The 22,803-nt window shown below is 68.2% G+C and carries 22 protein-coding genes; 8 read left to right on the plus strand and 14 right to left on the minus strand.

What is annotated here, in order from left to right; translation table 11 throughout:
- Positions 1-1,531, plus strand: a 1,531-nt coding sequence (locus ABSF49_RS07985) for a TRCF domain-containing protein (protein ID WP_424112112.1), incomplete at its 5' end; no start/stop codon positions are given.
- Positions 1,532-2,155: 624 nt separating this feature from the next.
- Here the strand turns inward: ABSF49_RS07985 and ABSF49_RS07990 are convergent.
- The 4 genes from ABSF49_RS07990 to hrcA form a co-directional block, all read right to left on the minus strand.
- Positions 2,156-3,250 carry a Gfo/Idh/MocA family oxidoreductase gene (locus ABSF49_RS07990; RefSeq protein WP_424112113.1) on the minus strand — a complete coding sequence of 365 codons (1,095 nt, stop codon included), beginning with the start codon at positions 3,248-3,250 and terminating at the stop codon, positions 2,156-2,158.
- Positions 3,251-3,545: 295 nt separating this feature from the next.
- Positions 3,546-6,227 carry a pyruvate, phosphate dikinase gene (gene ppdK, locus ABSF49_RS07995; RefSeq protein WP_424112114.1) on the minus strand — a complete coding sequence of 894 codons (2,682 nt, stop codon included), beginning with the start codon at positions 6,225-6,227 and terminating at the stop codon, positions 3,546-3,548.
- 255 nt (positions 6,228-6,482) lie between these two features.
- Positions 6,483-7,058 carry an HdeD family acid-resistance protein gene (locus ABSF49_RS08000; RefSeq protein WP_424112115.1) on the minus strand — a complete coding sequence of 192 codons (576 nt, stop codon included), beginning with the start codon at positions 7,056-7,058 and terminating at the stop codon, positions 6,483-6,485.
- A 62-nt stretch (positions 7,059-7,120) separates the two neighbouring features.
- On the minus strand, positions 7,121-8,209 hold the full coding sequence (hrcA, locus tag ABSF49_RS08005) for a heat-inducible transcriptional repressor HrcA (protein WP_424112116.1): 1,089 nt from the start codon (positions 8,207-8,209) through the stop codon (positions 7,121-7,123).
- A gap of 227 nt (positions 8,210-8,436) precedes the next feature.
- Between hrcA and rpsU the strand changes: the two genes are divergently transcribed.
- Positions 8,437-8,703: a 30S ribosomal protein S21 gene (gene rpsU / locus ABSF49_RS08010; protein ID WP_424112137.1), complete on the plus strand. Its 267-nt coding sequence runs from the start codon at positions 8,437-8,439 to the stop codon at positions 8,701-8,703.
- A gap of 93 nt (positions 8,704-8,796) precedes the next feature.
- On the opposite strand, the gene ABSF49_RS08015 is transcribed toward rpsU, so the two are convergent.
- Together ABSF49_RS08015 and ABSF49_RS08020 are read right to left on the minus strand one after the other, a co-directional pair.
- A complete protein-coding gene (locus ABSF49_RS08015; RefSeq protein WP_424112117.1) occupies positions 8,797-10,404 on the minus strand; it encodes an oleate hydratase in 1,608 nt (535 codons plus the stop codon).
- Positions 10,401-11,045: a TetR/AcrR family transcriptional regulator gene (locus ABSF49_RS08020; protein ID WP_424112118.1), complete on the minus strand. Its 645-nt coding sequence runs from the start codon at positions 11,043-11,045 to the stop codon at positions 10,401-10,403. Before ABSF49_RS08020 ends, ABSF49_RS08015 begins: the two co-directional genes overlap by 4 nt.
- 149 nt (positions 11,046-11,194) lie before the next feature.
- Here ABSF49_RS08020 and ABSF49_RS08025 point away from each other — a divergent pair, with 149 nt between their 5' ends.
- The 3 genes from ABSF49_RS08025 (at position 11,195) to ABSF49_RS08035 (ending at position 14,599) form a co-directional block, all read left to right on the plus strand.
- Positions 11,195-12,877 (plus strand): thiamine pyrophosphate-binding protein, encoded by a 1,683-nt coding sequence (locus ABSF49_RS08025; protein ID WP_424112119.1) that lies wholly within the window; start codon positions 11,195-11,197, stop codon positions 12,875-12,877.
- 6 nt (positions 12,878-12,883) lie between these two features.
- Positions 12,884-13,645: a TSUP family transporter gene (locus ABSF49_RS08030; protein ID WP_424112120.1), complete on the plus strand. Its 762-nt coding sequence runs from the start codon at positions 12,884-12,886 to the stop codon at positions 13,643-13,645.
- 63 nt (positions 13,646-13,708) lie between these two features.
- Positions 13,709-14,599 (plus strand): DUF1186 domain-containing protein, encoded by an 891-nt coding sequence (locus ABSF49_RS08035; protein ID WP_424112121.1) that lies wholly within the window; start codon positions 13,709-13,711, stop codon positions 14,597-14,599.
- Between the two features lie 17 nt (positions 14,600-14,616).
- On the opposite strand, the gene ABSF49_RS08040 is transcribed toward ABSF49_RS08035, so the two are convergent.
- Together ABSF49_RS08040 and ABSF49_RS08045 are read right to left on the minus strand one after the other, a co-directional pair.
- Positions 14,617-15,030, minus strand: a complete 414-nt coding sequence (locus ABSF49_RS08040; RefSeq protein ID WP_424112122.1) for a type II toxin-antitoxin system VapC family toxin — start codon at positions 15,028-15,030, stop codon at positions 14,617-14,619.
- Positions 15,027-15,278, minus strand: a complete 252-nt coding sequence (locus ABSF49_RS08045) for a type II toxin-antitoxin system Phd/YefM family antitoxin (protein WP_424112123.1) — start codon at positions 15,276-15,278, stop codon at positions 15,027-15,029. Before ABSF49_RS08045 ends, ABSF49_RS08040 begins: the two co-directional genes overlap by 4 nt.
- A gap of 116 nt (positions 15,279-15,394) precedes the next feature.
- Between ABSF49_RS08045 and ABSF49_RS08050 the strand changes: the two genes are divergently transcribed.
- A complete protein-coding gene (locus tag ABSF49_RS08050; protein ID WP_424112124.1) occupies positions 15,395-16,531 on the plus strand; it encodes a CaiB/BaiF CoA transferase family protein in 1,137 nt (378 codons plus the stop codon).
- Positions 16,532-16,539: 8 nt separating this feature from the next.
- Here the strand turns inward: ABSF49_RS08050 and ABSF49_RS08055 are convergent, their stop codons facing one another.
- From ABSF49_RS08055 to ABSF49_RS08070, 4 genes are all read right to left on the minus strand, one after another.
- Entirely contained in the window at positions 16,540-17,007 is a 468-nt protein-coding gene (locus ABSF49_RS08055; RefSeq protein WP_424112125.1) for a phosphate-starvation-inducible protein PsiE, read from the minus strand.
- Between the two features lie 80 nt (positions 17,008-17,087).
- Complete coding sequence (locus ABSF49_RS08060; protein WP_424112126.1) at positions 17,088-17,579, minus strand: hypothetical protein; 492 nt, start codon at positions 17,577-17,579, stop codon at positions 17,088-17,090.
- A 10-nt stretch (positions 17,580-17,589) separates the two neighbouring features.
- Complete coding sequence (locus tag ABSF49_RS08065) at positions 17,590-18,192, minus strand: 2-hydroxychromene-2-carboxylate isomerase (RefSeq protein WP_424112127.1); 603 nt, start codon at positions 18,190-18,192, stop codon at positions 17,590-17,592.
- A gap of 139 nt (positions 18,193-18,331) precedes the next feature.
- Positions 18,332-18,607, minus strand: a complete 276-nt coding sequence (locus ABSF49_RS08070; RefSeq protein ID WP_424112128.1) for a hypothetical protein — start codon at positions 18,605-18,607, stop codon at positions 18,332-18,334.
- Positions 18,608-18,804: 197 nt separating this feature from the next.
- On the opposite strand from ABSF49_RS08070, the gene aroC reads away from it, so the two are divergent.
- Positions 18,805-19,896, plus strand: coding sequence for a chorismate synthase (gene aroC, locus ABSF49_RS08075; protein ID WP_424112129.1), 1,092 nt, complete (start codon positions 18,805-18,807; stop codon positions 19,894-19,896).
- 12 nt (positions 19,897-19,908) lie between these two features.
- Here the strand turns inward: aroC and ABSF49_RS08080 are convergent, their stop codons facing one another.
- Complete coding sequence (locus tag ABSF49_RS08080) at positions 19,909-20,517, minus strand: outer membrane protein (protein ID WP_424112130.1); 609 nt, start codon at positions 20,515-20,517, stop codon at positions 19,909-19,911.
- A gap of 226 nt (positions 20,518-20,743) precedes the next feature.
- On the opposite strand from ABSF49_RS08080, the gene ABSF49_RS08085 reads away from it, so the two are divergent.
- A complete protein-coding gene (locus ABSF49_RS08085) occupies positions 20,744-21,568 on the plus strand; it encodes a universal stress protein (RefSeq protein ID WP_424112131.1) in 825 nt (274 codons plus the stop codon).
- A 43-nt stretch (positions 21,569-21,611) separates the two neighbouring features.
- Here ABSF49_RS08085 and ABSF49_RS08090 read toward each other — a convergent pair whose 3' ends face one another.
- Positions 21,612-22,766, minus strand: a complete 1,155-nt coding sequence (locus ABSF49_RS08090) for an ABC transporter substrate-binding protein (protein ID WP_424112132.1) — start codon at positions 22,764-22,766, stop codon at positions 21,612-21,614.
- Positions 22,767-22,803: the final 37 nt, after the last annotated feature.

A 22,803-nucleotide genomic window follows, 5' to 3' on the forward strand; every position in this document is an offset into this window, starting at 1 on the left:
GCGCGCCGCCTTCAGCGCCGCCATCAACGGCAAGCAGACGGCGATCGTCGCGCCGACGACGCTGCTCGCCCGCCAGCACGCCAAGACTTTCGCCGCGCGCTTCGTCGGCCTGCCGGTCACCATCGGCCTGCTGTCGCGCATGGTCGGCGCCGCCGAACAGCGCGAAACGAAGAAGGGACTCGCCGAAGGCACGGTCGACATCGCCATCGGCACGCACGCGCTGCTCGGCAAGACGGTTTCGTTCAAGGAACTCGGCCTCGTCGTCATCGACGAGGAGCAGCACTTCGGCGTCGGCCATAAGGAGCGGCTCAAAGAGCTGCGCGCCGAGGTTCACGTGCTGACCCTGTCGGCGACGCCGATTCCGCGCACGCTGCAACTGGCGATGAGCGGCGTGCGCGAGCTGTCGATCATCGCCACGCCGCCGATCGACCGGCTGGCGGTGCGCTCGTTCGTCTCGCCGTTCGACGCGCTGATCGTGCGCGAGGCGCTGCTGCGCGAGCGCTATCGCGGCGGCCAGTCGTTCTACGTCTGCCCGCGCATCGACGATCTCGACGAGGCGGCGGCGTTCCTGCGCCAGAACGTGCCGGAGGCGAAATTCGTCGTCGCCCACGGCCAGATGGCGGCGAGCGAGCTCGAGGACAAGATCGGCGCCTTCTACGACGGCAAGTACGACATCCTGCTGTCGACCTCGATCGTCGAATCCGGCCTCGACATCCCGCGCGCCAACACCCTGATCGTCCATCGCGCCGACATGTTCGGCTTGGCGCAGCTCTATCAATTGCGCGGCCGGGTCGGCCGGGCGAAGGCGCGCGCCTACGCGATCTTCACCACGCCGACCAAGAAGCCGATCACGCCGCAGGCGGAAAAGCGGCTCGCGGTGCTGCAATCGCTCGACACCTTAGGCGCGGGCTTCCAGCTCGCCAGCCACGATCTCGATCTGCGCGGCGCCGGCAATCTGCTCGGCGAAGAGCAGTCGGGCCACATCAAGGAAGTCGGCTACGAGCTTTATCAGCAGATGGTGCAGGAGGCGATCGAACGGCTGAAGAGCGGCGACGAGGAGCCGGCGCAGGAGCTGTGGTCGCCGACGATCTCGCTCGGCAGTCCGGTGACGATCCCCGAACGCTACATCCCCGATCTGACGACCCGGCTCGGTCTCTATCGCCGCCTGTCGGCGCTGGAGGAGGACGCGGAAATCGAGGCGATGGGGGCCGAGATCGTCGACCGCTTCGGCCCGCCGCCGCCCGAAGTTGCGCTGCTGATCAAGCTGGTGTCGATCAAAGTTCTGTGCCGGCGCGCCCATGTCGAGAAGCTCGAAGCCGGGGCCAAGGGCCTGACGCTCGCCTTCCGCGACAATGCCTTCGCCGATCCGGCCGGGTTGGTGAAGTGGGTCTCGGCGCAGGGGCCGAACGCGCGCGTCCGCCCCGACATGCGCATCGTCGTCTCCGGCGAATTCGACGAACTGCCCGACCGCCTCGAGGGCGTGCTGAAGATCATGCGCGAGATCGCCAGGATCGCAGTGAAGAAGCGGTAGGGGGAGATTCGCGGGAGGGGTTCCCGGAGGACTGGAAGCGCCCGCCCGCCGCCAGCGTCCCGGCTTGGCGCGGCCGGCGGTCGGAGTAGACTGGCCCCCGCCAACCCAACGTTGCGAGTCGCCATGAGGATCGTCGTCATTTCCGCGCTCGCCCTGGCGCTCGGGGTCACGCTCGCCGTCGCCGCGCCGCGGCGCCAACTGCCCCGTCACGCCGCTTTGCGCCATGTCGCGCCGCCACAGACCCTGCATCCGTTCGACGTCAAGCCGGGGACCGAGCTGACGATCCCGATTGCGATCGTCGACGGCAAGCCGGTCGCGGGCGTTCCGCGCTTGGCGCCGCTCGGCGCCAGCCCGCCGAAGGACGGCGAGATCACCATCGGCCTCGATCGGATCAAGGGCGAATTCTACAATCAGATCACCGTGACCGAGAAAACGGCGCAGCCGATCAATTTCCTCGTCACCGGCCTCAATGGCGGCACCAAGATCGACGAAACCGAGTCAACGGCCTCGAGATCGGCAAGGGCGGAGCGGACTGCAACTCGTGAGGGGCCGCCGTCCCTCAGTAGCGCGGCCGTCCCCGGCCGCGCGCCGCGGGCGCGGAGGCCCGCGCCACTGCAATCGGCGTTACAGCCTCACCTTCAGCGTGCGGCCCTCGGCGGAGCTCTGGCGCGCCAGCTCCAGCATCCGGACGACGCGCAATCCGTCCTGCGCCGTCAAAGCGGGCGGCGCCGCGCCAAGGATCGCGTCGCGTACGTTGGCGTAGAAGCCGCGATAGTCGCCGAGCTCGGTCTTCACCTGGCTCTTGATCAGCTTCTCCGGAGCGGCCGGATTCGGCGCGACCGTCAGCGCGCCCCATGCCGACTCGTCCTCCTGCAGCCACACGCCCGGCGATCCCAGCTTGGGAACTTGCGCGCCGCCGACCAGCGCAGGCTCTTGCGGATCGAGCCCGTGCTTGATGAAGCTGCCTTTCGTCCCGTGCAGCAGGAATCGCGGCGCGTTGTGGCAGGCGAGATAGCTCGTTCGGCAATGCGCCAGCAGCCCTTTGCCGTTCGCCCCCGGATAGCTCAGCGTAATGTCGAAGGCGTCCTCGATCGCCGTTCCGTCGCGATCCGAGCGGACGCTCGCGGTGATCGAGTCCGGCAGGCCGAAGAGCGCTAGCGCCTGATCGACCAGATGCGGTCCCAGGTCGAACAGCATCCCGTTCGCCGGATTCTCCGCCTCCTGCCACAGCCCGGCGCGCGGCAGAGGGCGGAAGCGATCGAAGTGCGACTCGAAGGTGACGAGCCGCCCGACCGCCTGCTCGGCGATCAGCTTCTTGACGGTCAGGAAATCCCCGTCCCAGCGGCGATTGTGAAACGGAGCCGCCAACAGCCCCTTGTCCTTGGCGAGCCGGCTGAGCTTCAACGCCTGCTCGCTGGTCGCCGCGAAGGGCTTGTCGACGACGACGTGCTTGCCCGCCGCGAGCGCCTGCTTGGCCAGCTCGAAATGCGTCGCATTCGGCGTCGTGACGACGACCAGCTCGATCGTCTTGTCCGCCAGCATCTCGTCGAGCGAACGCACGATCCGCGCGGCGGGAAAGGCCTTGGCGGCTTCATCGCCCTTGCGTTGCAGAATCGCGGCCAAACGCAGCCCGGTCACGGCGTTCACAAACGGCGCATGAAAGACCCGCCCGCCCAGTCCAAATCCGACGATTCCGACGCCAATCTCTCGGTCAGTCATTCCGCCCTCTCGATCTTTCTCAGTGACAATCTCTTTTGCAGCCAAATCAAGCCCTCCGCCGCATCGGCGTCGAGCAGGAGACGGGCGAATTCTACAACCAAGTCACCGTGAACGAGAAGGCGCCGCAGCAACGCAAAGCCCTCTTCCCGTTTGCGGCGAGGGCGGAGGAAAGGCTCGCCGGCTGCGGGCAAAGAAAATGCGCCGGCGAACGATGTCGCCGGCGCAACGCAACTCGTGATGTCACGCGGTACGCGACGGCGCCTCGCCCTGCGGGCAAGGCGCCGATGCACTACGCTTACGCCGTCCGGTTCGCGCCTGACTGGCCGAGCGCCGCCTGCGCCGCCGCGAGGCGAGCGATCGGCACGCGGAAAGGCGAGCACGAAACATAGTCGAGTTTCACCGACTCGCAGAAGGTGATCGAGGACGGATCGCCGCCGTGCTCGCCGCAGATGCCCATCTTCATGTTCGGACGGGTGGCGCGGCCGCGTTCGACGGCGATCTTGATCATTTCGCCGACGCCGACGGTGTCGATGCTGACGAACGGATCGGCCGGCAGCAGCCCCTTCTGCACGTAGATGCCGAGGAACGAGGCCGCGTCGTCGCGCGAAACGCCGAGCGTGGTCTGGGTGAGGTCGTTGGTGCCGAACGAGAAGAACTCGGCCGTCTTGGCGATCTCGCCCGCCTGCAACGCAGCGCGCGGCAGCTCGATCATCGTGCCGACCGTGTAGGGCACCTTGACTCCGGTCTCCTTGGCCACCGCCTCCGCCGTGGCGACGATGATCGCCTTGACCATGTCGACTTCGGGCCTGCCGAACGTCACCGGGATCATGACCTCGGCGATGACCGGCGCGCCCGTCTTGCGGCTGGCCTCGACCGCGCCTTCGAAGATCGCCCGCGCCTGCATTTCCGCGATCTCGGGATAGCGGACCGCGAGCCGCACGCCACGGAACCCGAGCATCGGGTTGAACTCGTGCAGTTCGTTGGAGCGGGCGCGCAGCTTGTCGGCCGGAACGCCCATCGCCTTGGAAACTTCGGCGATCTCGCCGTCGGTGTGCGGCAGGAACTCGTGCAGCGGCGGGTCGAGCAGTCGGATCGTGACCGGCAGGCCGGTCATGATCTCGAACAGATCGGTGAAGTCCTGCCGCTGCATCGGCAGCAGTTTGGCGAGCGCGGCGCGCCGGCCTTCTTCGGTCTCCGAGAGGATCATCTCGCGCATCGCGACGATGCGCTCGCCCTCGAAGAACATGTGCTCGGTGCGGCACAGGCCGATGCCTTCGGCGCCGAAGCCGCGCGCGGTGCGCGCGTCGAGCGGCGTCTCGGCGTTGGCGCGCACCTTCATCCGGCGCACCCCGTCGGCCCATGTCATCAGCGTCGAGAACTCGTCGGTCATCTCCGGCTTGACCATCGGCACCGCGCCGACCAGCACCTGGCCGGCGGCGCCGTCGATGGTGATGACGTCGCCCTTCTTCAGGGTGACGCCGCCCGCCTGCATCGTCTGCGTCGCGTAGTCGATGCGGATTGAGCCGGCGCCGGCGACGCAGGGCTTGCCCATGCCGCGCGCGACGACCGCCGCGTGCGAAGTCATGCCGCCGCGGGTCGTCAGGATGCCCTCGGCGGCGTGCATGCCGTGAATGTCCTCGGGCGAGGTCTCGACACGCACCAGCAACACCTTGTGGCCGGCCGCCTGAAGCGCCTCAGCCTCGTCGGCGGTGAACACGATCTCGCCGCACGCGGCGCCGGGCGAGGCGGGCAGGCCCGAAGCAAAAGGCTTGCGCTTGACGCTCGGATCGATCGTCGGGTGCAGCAACTGGTCGAGGGTCGCCGGCTCGATGCGGGTGATCGCCTCTTCCTTGGTCAGCAGGCCCTCAGTCGCCATCTCGACCGCGACGCGCAGCGCGGCGCGCGCCGTGCGCTTGCCGTTGCGGGTCTGCAGCATCCACAGCTTGCCGCGTTCGACGGTGAACTCCATGTCCTGAAGGTCGCGGTAGTGCTTCTCAAGCAACTTCGTCGTCGCGACGAACTCCTTGAACACCGCCGGCATCACCGTCTCGAGCGAAGGCTTGTCGGAGCCGGCCGCCTTGCGCGCCTCCTCGGTGATGTTCTGCGGGGTGCGAATGCCGGCGACGACGTCCTCGCCCTGCGCGTTGACCAGGAACTCGCCGTAAAGCTTGTTCTCGCCGGTCGACGGGTTGCGGGTGAAGGCGACGCCGGTGGCGCTCGTCTCGCCCATGTTGCCGAACACCATCGCCTGAACGTTGACCGCGGTGCCCCAGTCGGCGGGAATTTCGTTGAGCCGGCGGTAGGTGATCGCGCGCGCGTTCATCCACGAGCCGAACACCGCGCCGATCGCGCCCCACAACTGGTCGCGCGGGTCCTGCGGGAACGGCTTGCCGATACCCTTCTGCACGGCGGCCTTGTAGGAGACGATGATCTCGCGCCAATCGGCGGCGGAGAGGTCGGTGTCGAGGTGCAGGCCCTTCTTGTCCTTCAGGGCTTCAAGGATTTCCTCGAACGCGTTGTGATCGAACTCGAGCACGACGCTCGAATACATCTGGATGAACCGGCGGTAGCTGTCGTAGGCGAAACGCTCGTCGCCGGAGGTCTTGGCGAGGGTCTTCACCGATTCGTCGTTGAGGCCGAGGTTGAGGACGGTGTCCATCATGCCCGGCATCGAGGCGCGGGCGCCGGAGCGGACCGAGACGAGCAGCGGGTTGGCGGGGTCGCCGAACACGCGCCCCGTCTGCCGGTTGACGGCGGCGATCGCCTCGTCGACCTGCGCGGCGAGGTCGGCCGGGTAGGTGCGGCCATTGCCGTAGAAATAGGTGCAGAGTTCGGTAGAGATGGTGAAGCCGGGCGGCACCGGCAGGCCGAGGAAGGCCATTTCAGCCAGATTCGCGCCCTTGCCGCCGAGCAGATTCTTCATCGCTCCACGGCCTTCGGTCTTCTCGGGACCGAATGAATAAACCCATTTCGTCATCAACCGCCTCCCAGAAATCGGACCACGATCGAGGCTCAGGCGTCGAGCGGCCCATGCGAAGGTATTTCCCGCGCGGCGGCAGAGACAGAGCCTGACGGCGGCGGAACCGCCTTCGACCTATCCGCTGTCCGCGAGCCCGTTCATGACGACGATCAAACCGGCGAAAAAATTCGCACCGCCGCCCACTCGCCCGCAAAGCGCTCAAATGGCGCGATTTTCAGCATTCGGAACGGCCGTCGGCGACCGCTCGGCCGATCAGCGGCGCGGCCTGAGGCCGATCCCGAAGGTCGCCCAGCCGATTCCATGAAACAGCAAATCGACTCCGAGCAGGATTCCCAAGACATAGTGGGAGTCGGTTGGCCAGTGGACGACGATGACGAGGCCGAGCAGGAAGGTGACCGCCGCGGCGAGCAGGACCATGGCGCGCGCATTGCCCGACGGCAGATGAAAGGCGAGATAGGCGCGCACCGCGGCCGCCGCGATCAGGCCCGCCCCGAGCGCCAGCGTCAGGGCGAACTTGGCGAAGGTCGGATTGATGATGCAGACGACGCCCGCGGCCAGATAAATCGCGCCGCCGATGATCCACAGGAAGAACCGCGCCCAGCTCTTGGCGTGTGCGCCGACGCCGATCTCGGCCACGCCGGCGACGAGAAAGAAAACGCCGTTGAGGGTGACGGTCGCCACGGTCGAGGGCAGGGTGAAGCACAATGCGGCGACGCCGAGCACGACCAGCAGCGCGCCGAAGGCGACGATCTCGCCCCAGCGCGCGCGCAGATGCTCGATGGCCAAGCCGAGGCTGTGGGGCTGAGTTCCGTTGGTTGCGTTGGTCATGGCGCCTCCCCGCTGCGGCCGGCCCGCTTCTAAACCAAAACGCCGCCTCGCTCCATATCGGCTCAACGCGACCGTTTGAGGTCGCCGAGCACCTGCGCGGCGTATTCGACCATCGGCACGATGCGGCCGTAATTGAGGCGGGTCGGGCCGATCACGCCGAGCACCCCCGCCACCCGCCGGTCGCCGCCGCGCAGCGGCGCGGCGATCATCGACGAGCCTGACAGCGAGAACAGCTTGTTCTCCGCGCCGATGAAGATCTTCACCCCTTCGCCGGCCTCCGCCCGGTGCAGCAGGTCGATGACGTCGGTCTGCGTCTCGAGGTCGGCGAACAGGCGGCGGATGCGTTCGAGATCGGCGTCGGCGTGCAGGTCGGCGATCAGGTTGGCCTGGCCGCGAACGATCAATTGACGGCTCGCCTCCTCCGCCCCCGTCCACGAGGCGAGGCCGGCGTCGACCAGCCGCGCCGCCAGCGCGTCGAGTTCGCCGCGCGCCGCCTCGCGCGACCGCGCTACATCCTCGCGCGCTTCCGCCAGCGTGCGGCCGCGGACTTGGGCGTTGAGATAGTTGGCCGCCTCGGCCAGGGTCGAGGCCGGCATGCCGGCCGGCGTCGCGACGACGCGGTTCTCGACCGAGCCGTCCTCGCCGACCAGCACCGCCAGCGCCCGCTCGGGGTCGAGACGGACGAACTCGACATGCTTGAGCCGGACATTGTCCTTCGAGGTGACGACGACGCCGGCGCCGTGCGTCAGGTCGGAGAGCAGGGCGGTCGCCTCGGTCAGCGCGCCTTCGAAGCCGGCTTCCTCGGCGGCGGCGCGCACCTGGTTGTCGATCCGCGCGCGTTCCTCGCGCGCCAGGCCGCCGAACTCGAGCAGTGCGTCGACGTAGAAGCGCAAGCCCTGCTGGGTCGGCAGGCGGCCGGCGCTGGTGTGGGGCGCGTAAACCAGGCCGAGCTCCTCGAGGTCCTGCATGACGTTGCGCACCGAGGCGGGCGACAGCGAGATCGGCAGAATGCGCGAGAGGTGACGCGAGCCGACCGGCTCTCCGCTGGCCAGATAGGAGTCGACGATGCGGCGGAAGATCTCGCGTGACCGCGCGTCGAGGTTGGCCAGGACGCTGGCTTCGGCAGCAGGGGTTTCGCCGGGAGCGGGCATGGCGGCAGAGAATGGCGACGCGCCGCCTCGCGCGCAAGGGGCGGGGGCGAAGGAGCGCGTTCGCGGTCAGGCGAATCCGGACCGCGTGCGATTATTCCGACATTCGGCGCGGCGAGGTCTATGATGGCCTCGACTGGAGAACGCCGGGTGCGGCGACTCCTGATCTGCGATCGATCGATTGGGCGCGCCCCGCGCCCGCGGTCGGCCAGCGTCGGATTGGAGATCTTTTGCTAGTTCTCGTACGGGACAACAACGTCGAACAGGCCCTGAAGTACCTCAAGAAAAAGATGCAGCGCGAGGGAATCTTCCGGGAAATGAAGCGTCGCAAGGCCTACGAAAAGCCGTCGGAAAAGCGGGTGCGCGAGAAGGCGGAAGCCATTCGCCGCGCCCGCAAGCTCGCACGCAAGGTTGCGATTCGCGAAGGGCTGATCGCGGCGCCGAAGGTCAAACCGCGGATTGCGGGCGCTGGCCGCGCCAAGCCGGCTTTCGGCTGATCCCGGCCGCCGTCGCGGCGTTAGAGGTCGCCTTCAAAACGAGCGCTGCGTCACGGCGGGGACAGACCCAGCCATGACGCATCGCGAGCGTGGTCACCGGTAGGCCGACGCCACCGCCTGCAGGCCGACTTTCGGGTCGGCGAGGCCGTGATAGATCGGCGGGATGGCCTTATCGACGCCGTAGAGCGCGTAGACGGCGTGCATGGCGCAGTGGACGGAATATTCGACGGTGAAGACGACGTCCTCGGGCAGCTCGACGAACTGGCCGAGGAAGGCGAAGTTGCGCGCGCCTTGGGGAATGACCAGCGGCCGGTCTTCCGGGATTCGCCGGCTGAACTCCGCCGAGGCGTAGGGCATCATCGCGGTGGTCACGTCGGTCGTCGCCAGCGCCTGGTCGAGCATGTCGTCGAATCCCAACTGGCCGATCAGCTCGGTCAGGATCTCGCGGCCGGTGCATTGGGCCATCGGCTTGTTCACATAGTCGCCCTTCTCGTCGATGAACAGCGCGTAGCCCCACAGCGTGTAAGTGTCCGGCGGCATGTCGGGGAAGTGCGGCTGATAGGGCACGACGATCGACATCAGCTGCTTCGACTCGAAGAACGTCATCAGCGCTCCCGTGCCGGGCGGGTTGCCCGAGAATTCGACAATGCGCTTCAGCAGCGCGTCGCCGTGCATCGTCAGGGTGAACGACTCCCACTTGTTCTCATCGATGTTGCCGTAGAACGTGTTGGGACGGCCGAAATCCTTGGCCTTGCGCGCGATCTCGTCCCACAGCGCCCAGCCGCCGTCGCGCCGGTCGCGGATCAGCTCGGGCGCGGCGTCGTTGCCGCCGTAGGTCGCGTCGGCGGTGATCGAGCCGAGCGTCAGCATCGCGACGTCGTCGGGCGCGAGCGCGATGGTCGACTCGCCGTCCCGGCTTCGCAGATGCAGGCGCGTGACGCGGCGGTCGGCGGGATCGGACTGGTCGAAATCGACGTCGACGACGCGGGCGCCGAAGCGCACGTCGACGCCTTGCTCGACAAGCCAGCGCTGGATCGGCCGGGCGATCGAATCGTACTGGTTGTACTTGGTGCGGCGGACGCCCGAAAGCGTGTGCAGGCGCGGGAATTCCTGGATGAACCGCAGCATGTAGCGCTTCAGCTCGGTCGCGGAATGCCAGTTCTGAAACGCGAACGTCGTGCGCCACATCTGCCAGAAGTTGGTCGAGAAGAAATGCTCGGAGAACAGTTCGTCGATGCGGCGCGCGCCGAGCCGGCGTTCGGACGTCGCGAGCAGGCGGGTCATCTCCAGCCGATCGCGGTGGCTGAAGCCGTAGACGCCGGCGTCGACGATCCTATGGTTGCGGTCGACCAGGCGGGCGTGCGCCTCGGTCTTCACCCGCGCGCTGAAATCGAGCGTCTCGCGGCGGATCGTCACGTCGGGATTTTCCAGCGACGGGATCGAATCGAGCAGGTTCCACAGCGTCTGGTACGCTTCCTCCTCGAGCATGCGGCCGCCGCGGGTGACGTAGCCGGTCTGCACCGGCGACTTGGCGCCGTCGAGCGAGCCGCCTTCGATCTCGAGCTCTTCGAGAATATGGATGTGCGGAGCGGGCATGCCGGCGTCGCGGATAAGGAAGACCGCCGCCGCCATCGAGGCGATTCCGCCGCCGACCAGCCACACCTGGCTGGTCGCGGGATCGAGGTGGGAACGGACGGTCATGCGATGTCTCCTGAGTTGGACGATCGGGTCGGGGCGCCGGTGACGGCGCGGAAAAAGGCGAGCAGCATCTCGCCGCGCGGGATGGCGGCGCTGACCGTCCCCTGTACGGCGAAGCCGCACCACAGAGCGTAGAGGCCGATCGCCATCTGCAGGCTGGCGAGCGCCGGCCGCAGGCGATAGCGCTGCACCAGTTCGTCGAGCGCGGCGGCGAATTCGGCGTGGTAGGCGGCCTTGGCGGCGTCGTAGCGCGCGGCGAAGGCCGCGTCGCGCCGGGCGTAGAGCTGGAGCTCGACGGCGAGCAGCGACCATTCGGCCGTCTGCGACAGCTCGGCGAGGCGCTCGGATATGCGGCGCAAGGTGGCGTCGAGGTCGGAATCGGCGCTTGCCGCGATCAGCGCGCGCAGCGCCTGGGTCTCCTCGCGCATGTGCCGCGCCATCAGTTCGAGCAGCAGGTCGTCCTTGCTGTCGAAGTTCGAATAGAACGCGCCCTGCGAATAGCCGGCCGCTTCGCAGATGCCGCGCAGGGAAGCGGCCATGACGCCGCCGCGCACGACTTCGCGCCCGGCCGCCTCCAGCAGCCGCTCGCGGGTCTGGGCCTGACTTTGTTCGCGGCTGACGCGCTTGCGGGTTAAGGGGCTCATGCGGTTTGAATATCACATGAGATTTAGATATCAAGTGATATCTTGACGCAGGTGGGTGGGAGCAGGCGCGCGCGGTCCGCCTTGCCGCCGGCGCGTCGAGGCGCCACAAGCGCTTCAGATTTCCTCGACAGCGTGGAGCGCGATTCCAGATGCAGGCTGACGTTTCCCGCACCGGCGGCCAGATCCTCGTCGACCAGCTGGTCGCCCAGGGGGTCGAGCGGGTCTATTGCGTGCCGGGCGAGTCCTATCTCGCCGCGCTCGACGCGCTCTACGACGCCAAGATCGCGGTGACGGTCTGCCGCCAGGAGACCGGGGCGGCGATCATGGCGCTGACCGACGGCCGGCTCACCGGCCGCCCGGGGGTCTGCTTCGTCACTCGCGGGCCGGGCGCGACCAACGCCGCTCATGGCGTCCATATCGCCGAGCACGATTCGGCGCCGCTGGTGCTGTTCGTCGGTCAGGTCGAACGCTCCATGCGCGGCCGCGGCGCCTTCCAGGAGATGGACTATCGCGCCTTCTTCGGCTCGACCGCCAAATGGGCGACCGAAGTCGAGGATCCCGCCCGTCTGCCGGAGATCGTCCAGCGCGCCTTCCACACCGCGATGCAGGGCCGCCCCGGTCCGGTCGTCGTCGCGCTGCCGGAGGACGTCCTCACCGAGGTCGCGCAGGTCGTCGACGCGCCGCGGGTCGAGCCGGCGGCGATCTGGCCCGGTCCGACGCAGATGGCCGAGCTGCAGAAGCTCCTGTGGGCGGCGGAGCGGCCGGTCGTGATCTTCGGCGGCGGCGGCTGGAACGCGCGCGCCGGCGCGGCGCTGACACGCTTCGCCGAGCGCTTCGAGCTGCCGCTGATCGCCTCGTTCCGCCGCTCCAGCGTGGTCGACAACGACCATCCCAATTTCGCCGGCGAGCTCGGGCTCGGCGTCAATCCCAAGCTCAAGGCGCGGGTCGAGGCGGCCGATCTCGTGCTGCTGATTGGCGGCCGCATGGCCGAGACGCCGTCGCAGAGCTACGCGCTGTTCGGCATTCCCGCCCCGCGCCAGGCGTTGGTTCATGTCCACGCCGATTCCGCCGAGATCGGCCGCGTCTATCACCCCCGGCTTGGGATCGTCGCCACGCCGCCGGCCTTCTGCGCCGCGCTGGAGGGCCTGCAGCCGCCCAACGCGCTTTGCTGGGGCGGCGAGACGCGCGCCGCGCGCGAAGCCTTCCTCGCCTGGACCGGCCAGCCGCCGGCCAATCCCGGCCCGGTGCAGCTCGGCGAGATCATGCTGGCTTTGCGCCAGCTCGCGCCCGACGCGACTTACGCCAACGGCGCCGGCAATTTCGCCATCTGGCCAGGCCGCTTCCTGCGCTTCCGCCGCTTCAACCAGCAGCTCGGCCCCGCTTCGGGCTCGATGGGCTTCGGCGTGCCGGCGGCGATCGCCGCCAAGCGCGCCGATCCCGAGCGCGTCGCGATCGCTTTTTCCGGCGACGGCGACTTCCTGATGAACGGCCAGGAATTCGCCACCGCCGTCCAATACGATCTGCCGGTCGTCGTCGTCGTGATCGACAACGGCATGTACGGCACCATCCGCATGCACCAGGAGCGCGAATATCCCGGCCGGGTCAGCGCGACGCAATTGCGCAATCCCGACTTCGCCGCCCTGGCGCGCGCTTACGGCGGCCACGGCGAGACGGTGGAGACGACGGAAGCGTTCGCGCCCGCCTTCGCGCGCGCGCTGGCGTCGGGCAAGCCGTCGATCCTGCATGTGAAGATCGATCCCGAAGCGATTGCGCCGGCGACGACTTTGACCGGCATCCGCGAGGCCGCCCTGCGCCGCCGCGGCGGCGGCTGAGCCGGCGTGCCGCCCGCCGCCTGGCTGACGATCGGCGCCGTTGCGCTCGGGGCGGCGCTCGCCGGCTTCGTCGAGGGCGCCGCCGAACTCGAATTTCCGCTGGTCGCGATGAGCCTGTGGGCGTGGATTCTCCCGCCGCAACTCGCCGCGCCGCTCGCCGTGTTCGGCGCGCTGCTCGGCCAGGTCGCGAGCCTGTTCCCGCTGCGCGGCGGCTTCGATCTCAAGCGCGTCGCGCCGTTCGTCGTCGGCGGCGCGCTCGGCGTGCCGCTCGGCGTCTTCCTGCTGCACAATTCCGATCCGGCGCGTTTCCGCCTGGCGGTCGGGGCGCTGCTGACGCTGTTCGGACTATACGCGCTGGCGGGCCGCGACTCGGCGCGGGTCAAGGCCGGCGGAATCGGCGCCGACGCCTTTGTCGGCGTCGTCGGCGGCGTCCTCGGCGGGCTCAGCGGCCTCGCCGCCGCGCCGGCGGCGATGTGGACGCGCTTGCGCGGCTGGAAACGCGAGCCGCGGCGCGCGACGGTCAAAGCCTTTGCGATCGTCGTCGCCGTCTTGACCCTCGCCGCCTATGCGCGCACCGGCGTCGTCGACCCAGCGGACCTGCGCCTGTTCGCGCTGGTCGCGCCGGTCGCGCTCGTCGCCTCGTTCCTCGGCGCGAGGCTCGTCGGCAAAGGCGGTGCGCAGGCGGTGGGGAGAGTCGCGCTCTTGCTGACGCTTGTCTCCGGCGCGGCGCTGCTCGTGGCGGCAGGCCGAGGCTTGTGGGGTCGCTGACCAGGCCATTGCCTCGCCGCCGCCGCCGCGGCTAAGTGGGCGCTCGACACGAGATCTCCACCCATGAACGTCGACGAAGCTCTGCGTCAGTTCGCCAACGCCCAAGAGATGCCGCGCGTGGCGTTGCAATGGGCGCTGGATCATTGGGAGGCCGCCGGGCCGCGCTTCATCGCCCGGCTTCGCGCCTTCGCCGCCAGTCCGGCGGCGCGCGACGAGATCGCCGAAGACGAAGTCCTCTTCATCGTCCACCTCTGCGGCGAAATGCGCGACGCGCGCGCCTATGCGCCGCTCTGCCGGCTGATCGGCGAAAGCGAGGAGGCGATCGCCTTCCTCGGCGACGCGGTGACGGAGACTCTGGGCGGAATCCTCATCAACGTCTGCGATGGCGATCCCCACCCGCTGATGGGCGCAATCGAGTCGGAGGGCGGCGACGAATTTGCGCGTGTTGCGGCGCTCAAGGCGCTCGGCTGGCTCACGCGCGAGCGGGCGATTCTCAGCGACGAAGAGATGCGCGCCTATCTCGCGCGGCTGCGGCTCGAAATGAAACCGCGCGACGAATCGTACCTGTGGCAATCCTGGGCGGAGACCGTCGCCAATCTCGGCTACGACGACATGCGGTCCGAAGTCGCGAACCTGCACGCAGACGGTTGGGTCGATCCGCGCGAGTTCGGCCTCAAACACTTCGACGAGCAGGTGAAACTAGCGCGCAAACACTCCTCCGGTCTCGCTGGCTTCGAAGCGGACGGCGTGAAGCCGTTTGAGAACGTCATCGATACGCTCGCGTCATGGTCCTACGGCGGGGACCATGCGTTCGCGCAGGAGGATTTGAGCGGCGGCAGGGGCGGGTATGGTGGCGAAGCTCCCTATATCAATCCGCTGCGCGGAATTGGCCGCAACGATCCGTGCCCCTGCGGCAGCGGCAAGAAATACAAACGCTGCTGCCTAGCGGGATAGAAACCGCGGCGCGGCGGCTACGCGCCGAGGCGGCGAAGCCCGAGCGCGTCGCAAGCCGCCGCCATTTCGCCATCCAGCGTCGCCAACGGCAATCCGCGACGCTGGGCGAGTTCGACATAAGCCGCGTCGTAGACGGTCAGCTTGCAGCGGTCGGCGATCGATAGCGTGGCGCCCCACGCGTTCATCTCGGTGGCGGAATCGACGATGACGCCCATCGCGCCGAGATCGGCGAGCGCCGAGTCGCGGAACGCTGGGTCAATCCGGCCTCGCCTCGCCGCTGTCGTCAGGCTGTTCGCCACTTCAAGCCGCCACAGCGTCGGAACGAAGGCGCCGCGCTCGATGACTTGCTCGAACACGGTCCGAATCGACTCGGTCGTTTCGTCGCCGAAAATCCAAGCGAGCGTCGCGGAACTGTCGAGAACGAGGCTCATTGGCGACCTTCGTCGCGGTAGCCCTTCCACTCGCCCCATTCGAACCGCCCGAGGCCGAGGTTATCGGCGCGTTCGCGAATGCGCCGCGCCGCCTCCCGAGCACGGTCGACATTGTGACCGGCGCCTGCCGGGGCAAGGCGCGCGACGGGTTTGCCGTGCCGCGTGATCACGATCTCTTCGCCGCGCTCGACTCGGTCAAGCAGTTGTCCAAGCTTGTTTTTCGCTTCGAAAGCGCCAATCTCGTTCATGGGGAGCTCGCAATCTAGATTAAGCTAGCTTAATCGCTGCCACATCGGCTCGCAATCCCCGCTCTTCTCTCCGTCAATATCGGCGTTCATAACTGCGACCAGCGGAAGGGACGCTGATGGGTCCGTTGGCGGGCGTCAAGATCATCGAAATGGCCGGCGTCGGCCCGGCGCCCTTCGCCGGCATGCTGCTCGCGGACATGGGGGCGGAGGTCGTGCGCATCGACCGCAAGCCGACCGCCGAGGTCGACGCCTTCGACGCGATCGCCGGCGGCCTTCTCGATCGCGGCCGCCGCTCGATCGCCCTCGACCTGAAGAAGGCTGAGGCGGTCGCCGCCGCGCTCGACCTCGTCGCCGGCGCCGACGCGCTGATCGAGGGCTTCCGCCCCGGCGTGATGGAGCGACTCGGCCTCGGCCCGCAAGCTTGCCTTGCCCGCAATCCCCGCCTCGTCTTCGGCCGGATCACCGGCTGGGGTCAGGAAGGGCCGCTGGCGGCGACCGCCGGCCACGACATCGACTACATCGCTCTGACCGGCGCGCTGCACGCCATCGGCGCCAAGGACGCGCCGGCCCCGCCGCTCAACCTCATCGGCGATTTCGGCGGCGGCGCGATGTTTCTCGCCTTCGGCGTCGCCTGCGCGCTGATCGAAGCGCGCGGTTCGGGGCGCGGACAGGTCGTCGACGCGGCGATGACCGACGGCGCCAGCCTGCTCATGGCGATGACCTACAGTCTGAAAGCGAGGGGGCGCTGGCGCGCCGAGCGGCAGGCGAACCTCCTCGACGGCGGCGCGCCATTCTACGGCGTCTATCGCTGCGCCGACGGCAAGTGGGTCGCCGTCGGCGCGCTGGAGCCGCAGTTCTTCGCCGCGCTGGTCGACAAGCTCGGGCTCGAGTCCGGCGCGTTCGCCGACCGCTGGAATCCCCGCGCCTGGCCGGCGATCCGGGCGAGGCTCGAAGCCGCCTTCGCCGAACGATCGCGCGACGAATGGTCGGCGCTGTTCGCCGGTTCGGACGCCTGCGTCGCGCCGGTCCTCGATGTCGCCGAGGCGCCGCGCCATCCGCATAATCTCGCCCGCCGGACCTTCGTCGACGTCGGCGGCGCGCCGCAGCCCGCGCCCGCGCCGCGCTTTTCGCGCACGCCGGCCGAAATCAGCCGGCCGTCCGCCGCGCCAGGCGCGGAGGGTGAGGCGATCCTGCATGAAATCGGCTTCTCGGACGAGCGGATCGAGGCGTTGAAAAGGGTCGGAGCGCTGTGAACGCGGCGCTACGCGTCGTGGCCCGCGTCGTCGCCCTTGTCGCTCTCGCTGGGATAATGAAAGGAAGCGTAGCGGACGACCAGCACCGCGAGCGCCATGACCAGCGTGCCGCCGGCGAGGATCAGAACGCCGACGTCAGGCGCCGCCTCGCTCTGCACCACGACGATCAAGTGGCGCGTCAGCGCGGTGATCCCGACGTAGATCAGAAAGCGCACCGGCATGTGGTTGGTCTTGAAGTAGATGCCGACCATCGAGCCGATTTCGAGGTAGATGAACAGCAGCAGCAGATCCTCGAGCGAGGCGTGGCCCTTGGCGATCATCGCCACGAAGGCGGCCGCTGCGGCCCAGACCGTCGCCGCGCCGATCGCGAACAGGCCGAGAAGATGGAACGCCTCCGAAAGAAGATTGCCGATCGGATCGACGGCGCGGCGCAGGCGGCGCGTCGCATTGGCTCGCGTAAGGGGTTCGGAAGGCACGATCGAGGTCTCCATCCCCGCGCGGTCATGTCCTCATTTCGTCCGGCGCGCGCGAGCCGGCGAAACGCCTTTCTTGCCGGTCAGGGTCCCGCGAAAGACGCAGCGACGCGATCGACGATCGGATCGTAGCGCGCCTTGAACTTGGCGGGGTAGGTGACGATCAGGCTGTGGATCGTGTCCGACGCCGCCGACACGATGTATTTCTCGTAGAAAATCGAATCGACGCCGCTGATCGTGCGATGGCCGGAGACGACGAACCAGTTCTTGCCGGTCGCGTTGTAGGTGGTGAGGGCGTAATCGACGCCCTGGAGCGAAGCGCGCTTCGAAGCCGGCGTGTCGTCGGCGATATTGTAGCCGGCGAAGACGAGGATTTTCGCCCCGTCGAAGGCGACGAGCGTGCGGCCGTCGTCGTTTTCCGGCGGCGGCTGCATCACGAAGACGTCGGCGGGGTAGGCGAGGCTGAAGCCGAACCGGTCGTTGACATAGGTCGCCCAGCGCTCGTCGGCGCTCGCGCCGCAGAGGCCCGCCGCCAGAAAGGCGATCGCGGCCGCTATCGTCAGCGTCGCTCTCATCTTCGCCCCCTCATCGCGCGGCGTGCGCCAGCGCCCATTCGAGTCCCTGTTCGAGCCGGTCGTTGCCCCAGAAGACCTCGCCGTCCGGCGTCGTCAAGCATGGCGCGCCCGGCAGGCCGAGCGCCGCCGCACGCGCCGTTTGCGCCTTCAGCTCGGTCTTGTTGGCGTCCTCGACCGCGCGCGCAAGCAGCGGCTCGGGGTCGACGCCGATCTCGGCGAGCAGGGGGGCAAGCGTCGCCGGCGCGTCGATCGGCCGACCCTCGGCGAATTCGGCGCGATAAACGGCGCGGCTGAACGCCGGGCGAAGCGAATCGTCGAGCGCCAGCGCGAGTCGCGCCGCATGCAGGCTGTTCTGCGGGAAAGGGTCGGGGCGCGTGAGCGGCAGGCCGAGCGCGGCGCAGATGCGCTCGAGGTCGCGCCACATGTAGCGGCCCTTGACGGGATAGAGGTTGAACGGCGAGTCGCGCCAGCCCTGACCAGCGAACAAAGGTCCGAGCAGGAATGGCCGCCAGACCAGCGCGACGTCGCGTTCGGCGGCCAGCGCCCCGACCCGCATCGCGGCGGGGTACGAATAGCTGCTGGCGAATTCGTACCAGAACTCCGCGCGCGCCATGGCGGTCTCCCGGACCGGCGTATAGAGAAATTTCAAAGAAAACGGCCGCTTCGCCGATCAGGCGGAAGCGGCCGTTGAACCTTGGAGCTGAGCGCGCCGGACCGTCGCTGGCGCGCAGGGGCTCGATCCGAAGCGCGACTTACGACTTGGTCGGGGTCGGGGTCGGCATCGGCATCGGCTTCTTGGCCATCGGCTTCTTGACCATGTGGTGGTGCACGACGTGATGCTTGACCATCGGCTTCTTGACCATCATCGGCTTCTTGACGACGTGGTGAACGACCTTGTGGTGGACGACCTTCTTCATCATCGGGGTGGCGGTCGCGGCCGGGGTCGGCGCGGCGGTCTGCGCGAACGAGGCGACCGGCGCAAGAATGAGGGCGGCCCCGATGCCGATGGCGGCGAGTTGCTTCAACATTTCGTTTCTCCGTAGCGAGTCGGTGTTCCATACGACGGACTCGATATCTCAATGGCGAATTCAACCTGAATTGACGATGAACGGCCCCGCTGGAGGCGCGCTCGGCCGCCGTGAGGCGCGCATTGCGCGCTGCGGCGGATCGACGCGGGTTTGACGGCCGTGCGGCGTCTCCGTATGAAGCGCCGGAGCCTGGCGTCATGTCCCACAACACCTTCGGCCATCTGTTTCGCGTCACCACCTTCGGCGAGAGTCACGGTCCGGCGATCGGCTGTGTCGTTGACGGCTGTCCGCCGCTGCTCGGGCTCGAAGAGGCGGACATCCAGGCCGATCTCGATCGCCGCCGGCCGGGGACGTCGCGCTTCACCACCCAGCGGCGCGAGCCGGACGCGGCGCGCATACTCTCCGGCGTGACGATCGACGAACTTTCCGGCCGCCAGGTCACCACCGGCGCGCCGATCGCGGTGATGATCGAAAACGTCGACCAGCGCTCGAAGGACTATTCTGAGATCAAGGACAAGTTCCGCCCCGGCCACGCCGATTACACTTACGAGGCCAAATACGGCGTGCGCGACTATCGCGGCGGCGGGCGGTCCTCGGCGCGCGAGACCGCGGCGCGCGTCGCCGCCGGCGCCATCGCGCGCAAGGTCACGCCCGGCGTGAGGGTCCGCGCCGCGCTGGTGCAGATCGGCAAGCTGACGATCGACCGCGCGCGCTGGGACTGGGACGAAACCGCGCGCAATCCGTTCTTCTGCCCCGACGCGGAGGCGGCGGCGCGTTTCGCCGACTATCTCGACGGGGTGCGCAAGGCGGGTTCGTCGGTCGGCGCGGTGGTCGAGGTCGTCGCCGAGGGCGTTCCGGCGGGGTGGGGGGCGCCGATCTACGGCAAGCTCGACGGCGAGCTCGCCGCCGCGCTGATGAGCGTCAATGCGGTCAAGGGGGTCGAGATCGGCGACGGCTTCGCCGCGGCGGCGCTGAGCGGCGAAGAGAACGCCGACGAAATGCGCGCCGGCAATGGCGGACGGCCGCGGTTTCTCTCCAACCACGCCGGCGGAATTCTCGGCGGCATTTCGACCGGTCAGTCGATCGTCGCGCGCTTCGCGGTCAAACCGACTTCGTCGATCCTGACGCCGCGCCGAACCGTGACGCGCGACGGCGAGGAGACCGACATCGTCACCACCGGGCGCCACGACCCTTGCGTCGGCATCCGCGCCGCGCCGGTCGGCGAGGCGATGGTCGCCTGCGTGCTCGCCGACGCCTTCCTGCGCCACCGCGGCCAGACGGGGCGCTAGGTCCGGCGCAGGTCAGAAGTGAACGCTCGCGCCGATGCGCGCGACGTTGGTCGACGTCGTCAGCGACTGCGGCGACGGCGGCACGACATAGGTCGCCCCTTCGAAATTGTAACGCAGCAGCTCGGCGCGCAGCGAGACATTGCGCGTGATGGGGTATTCGGCGCCGATGCCGAAGGCGAGGCCCTTGACCGTCTGGCCGCTCGAATCGCCGAGGTATTTGTAGTCGGTCGTCGACCACGCCGGGCCGAGGGTGCCGTAGGCGAGCAGATTGCCGAACACATAGCCGCCCTTGACCCGCGCCGAGGACAGGAAGTCCTGGGAGAAAGAGGCCGACCCGAACGAGCCGCTGCGGATCGAGCCGAAGGTCACGTCGCCTTCGACGCCGCCGACGATGCGGCTCGCCTGGAAATTATAGCCGACATGCGCGCCGCCGGCCGGACCGGATATATTGGCTGAGCCCGCCGTGCCGAGCGCGACCCCGATGTCGGGACCGATCTCGACGCCGGAGAAGTCGGCGACGCCGGGGCCGGTGTCGGTGCGGAAGAGATCGGCCGCCCCGGCGCCCGTCGCGCCGAATACGACCAGAAGTGGCGACAGCCACAATGCGAAGCGACGCGACACGAGGGACCTCCGGGTCCGAGTTCGTCGAACGCGGAGAATTTTACCGTTCTTTTTCACCCTTCGTTCGCCAAACTCGATTCACGCCAAACAAAGCGTTAAGCCCCCGGGCGGGCCTTAACGGCGGCTCGGCGAGCGGCATAATCCTGTTGCGTTGAATCGGGGTTTGGCGGCAAGCTTATGGGAAAATAGTTCGGTCTCAGGACCTTGAGCTTCGCGAGGGGGGAACATGCTCAAAGACATTCTCGTCGTTCTGGAGGAAACCGACCGGGCGGCGATTCCCTACGTCCTCTCTTTCGCCAAGCGCGTCGAAGCGAGCGTGACGGCGCTGTGGCCGCGCCGCGACCTGTCGCTGCTCGCCGACGGCTCGCTCGAGGCGCGCCACGCGGCGATGCGCGGCGACCGCGAAGAGCGCGACGCGAAGGCGCGCGCCGCGCTGTTAAGCTTCGCCGCCCAGGCGCGCGCCGCCGGGGTCGAGGCCGAGACGCTCGACTACGACGATCCTCACGCCGTCCAGCCGATCGACGCGCCGGCCTTTGCGCGCGGCTTCGACCTGGTCGTGGTCGAGCAGGTCGAGCCCGGCCGGCCGCCGAGCCTCAACGACCTCGCTGGCGCTCTCCTCGCCGAGAGCGGTCGCCCGGTCGTCGTCGTGCCCGGCATCCAGCGCGATTCTGCGCGCTTCGACCGCATCGTCGCTGCGTGGGACGGCAGCCAGGCGGCGGCGCGGGCGATCGGCGACGCCGCGCCGTTGCTCGCGCGCGCCAAATATGTCGAGATCGTCGCCGCCAATGCGGCGGTGCTGTCGCAGCCGGTCGTCAACGGCGGCGAGCGCATCGCGCGGCGGTTCGCGCGGTTGGGGGTCGAGGCGAGCTTCCATCGCCTGCCGGGCGACGGCGATCCGGCCAATCTGCTGTTGTCGCACGCCGCGGACTCCAGCGCCGATATGATCGTCGCCGGCGGCTACGGCCATTCGCGGTTGCGCGAGGCGCTGATGGGCGGCGTGACGCGCACGCTGCTTGGCAGCATGACCGTGCCGGTGTTCATGTCGCACTGAGGCCGGTCGGCCGCGCCGGACGAGCCGGCGCGGCGGGATGCGGCTATTTCTTGACCAGCGGGCAGGTCGAGTCGGCGAGCTTGCCGAACGCCTCTTCGCCGCTCATCGTGTCGACGAGCTTGTAGTAGTCCCACGGGCCTTTCGACTCCGCCGGCGTCTTCACCTGCATGACGTACATGTCGTGTTCCATCAGGCCGTCGGCGCGGATCACCCCGTTGGCGGTGAAGATGTCGTCGATCTTCGCCTTGTGCAGCTCGGCCATCACCTTGTCGGGGTCGGTCGCGCCGGCCGCCTTGACCGCGTTCAGATAGGTCAGCGTCGCCGAGTAGACGGCCGCTTCCGGGAACGTCGGCTCCTTGTTGGTCTTGGCGAAGAACTTCTTGGCGAATTCCCGCGACCTGTCGTTGAGGTCCCAGTACCACGCGGCGGTGAGATAGAGGCCTTGGGCCGCGTCGAGGCCGATGGCGTTGATGTCGGTGAGGAAGGCGAGCAGCGCCGCCGGCTTCATCGTCTTGCCGATGCCGAATTCATTGGCCGCCTTCAGCGAATTGGAGAAGTCGGTGCCGGCGTTGGCGAGGCCGAGCACTTGCGCGCCGGAGCTCTGCGCCTGCAATAGGTAGGAGGCGAAGTCGGAGGTTCCCAGCGGCACCCGCACCGATCCGACCACCGAGCCGCCGTTCGCGGTCACCACATTGGTCGCGGCGCCTTGCAGCTGCGTGCCGAAAGCGTAGTCGGCGGTGAGGAAGAACCACGACTTGCCGCCCTGTTTCAGGATCGTCTTCGCCGTGCCGTTGGCGAGCGCGACGGTGTCGTAGGCGTAATGGATCGTGTAAGGCGTGCAGTCCTTGCCGGTCAGCGAAGCGCCGGCGGCGCCGATGGCGAAGAACGGAACCTTCTTCTCCTTGACCACGGCGTTGATCGCCAGGCTGACGCCGGTGTTGGAGCCGCCCAGGATCATGGTCAGGCCGCTCTGGTCAGCCCACTCGCGCGCCTTCTGCGCGCCGATATCGGGCTTGTTCTGGTGGTCGACGGTCAAGAGCTCGATCGGCTGGCCGAGGACGGCGCCGCCGAAGTCGGCGATCGCCATCTTGATCGCTTCGACGCCGCTCGGCCCGAGCACGTCGGCGTAGGGGCCCGACATGTCGTCGATGTCGCCGATGACGACCTTATCGGCGGCGAAGGCGGCCATGGCTGACATGCCAGCCGCCAGCGATCCGACGAACGCAAGAACATGT

It is taken from the genome of Roseiarcus sp. (assembly GCF_049514155.1).
GTDB lineage: Bacteria > Pseudomonadota > Alphaproteobacteria > Rhizobiales > Beijerinckiaceae > Roseiarcus.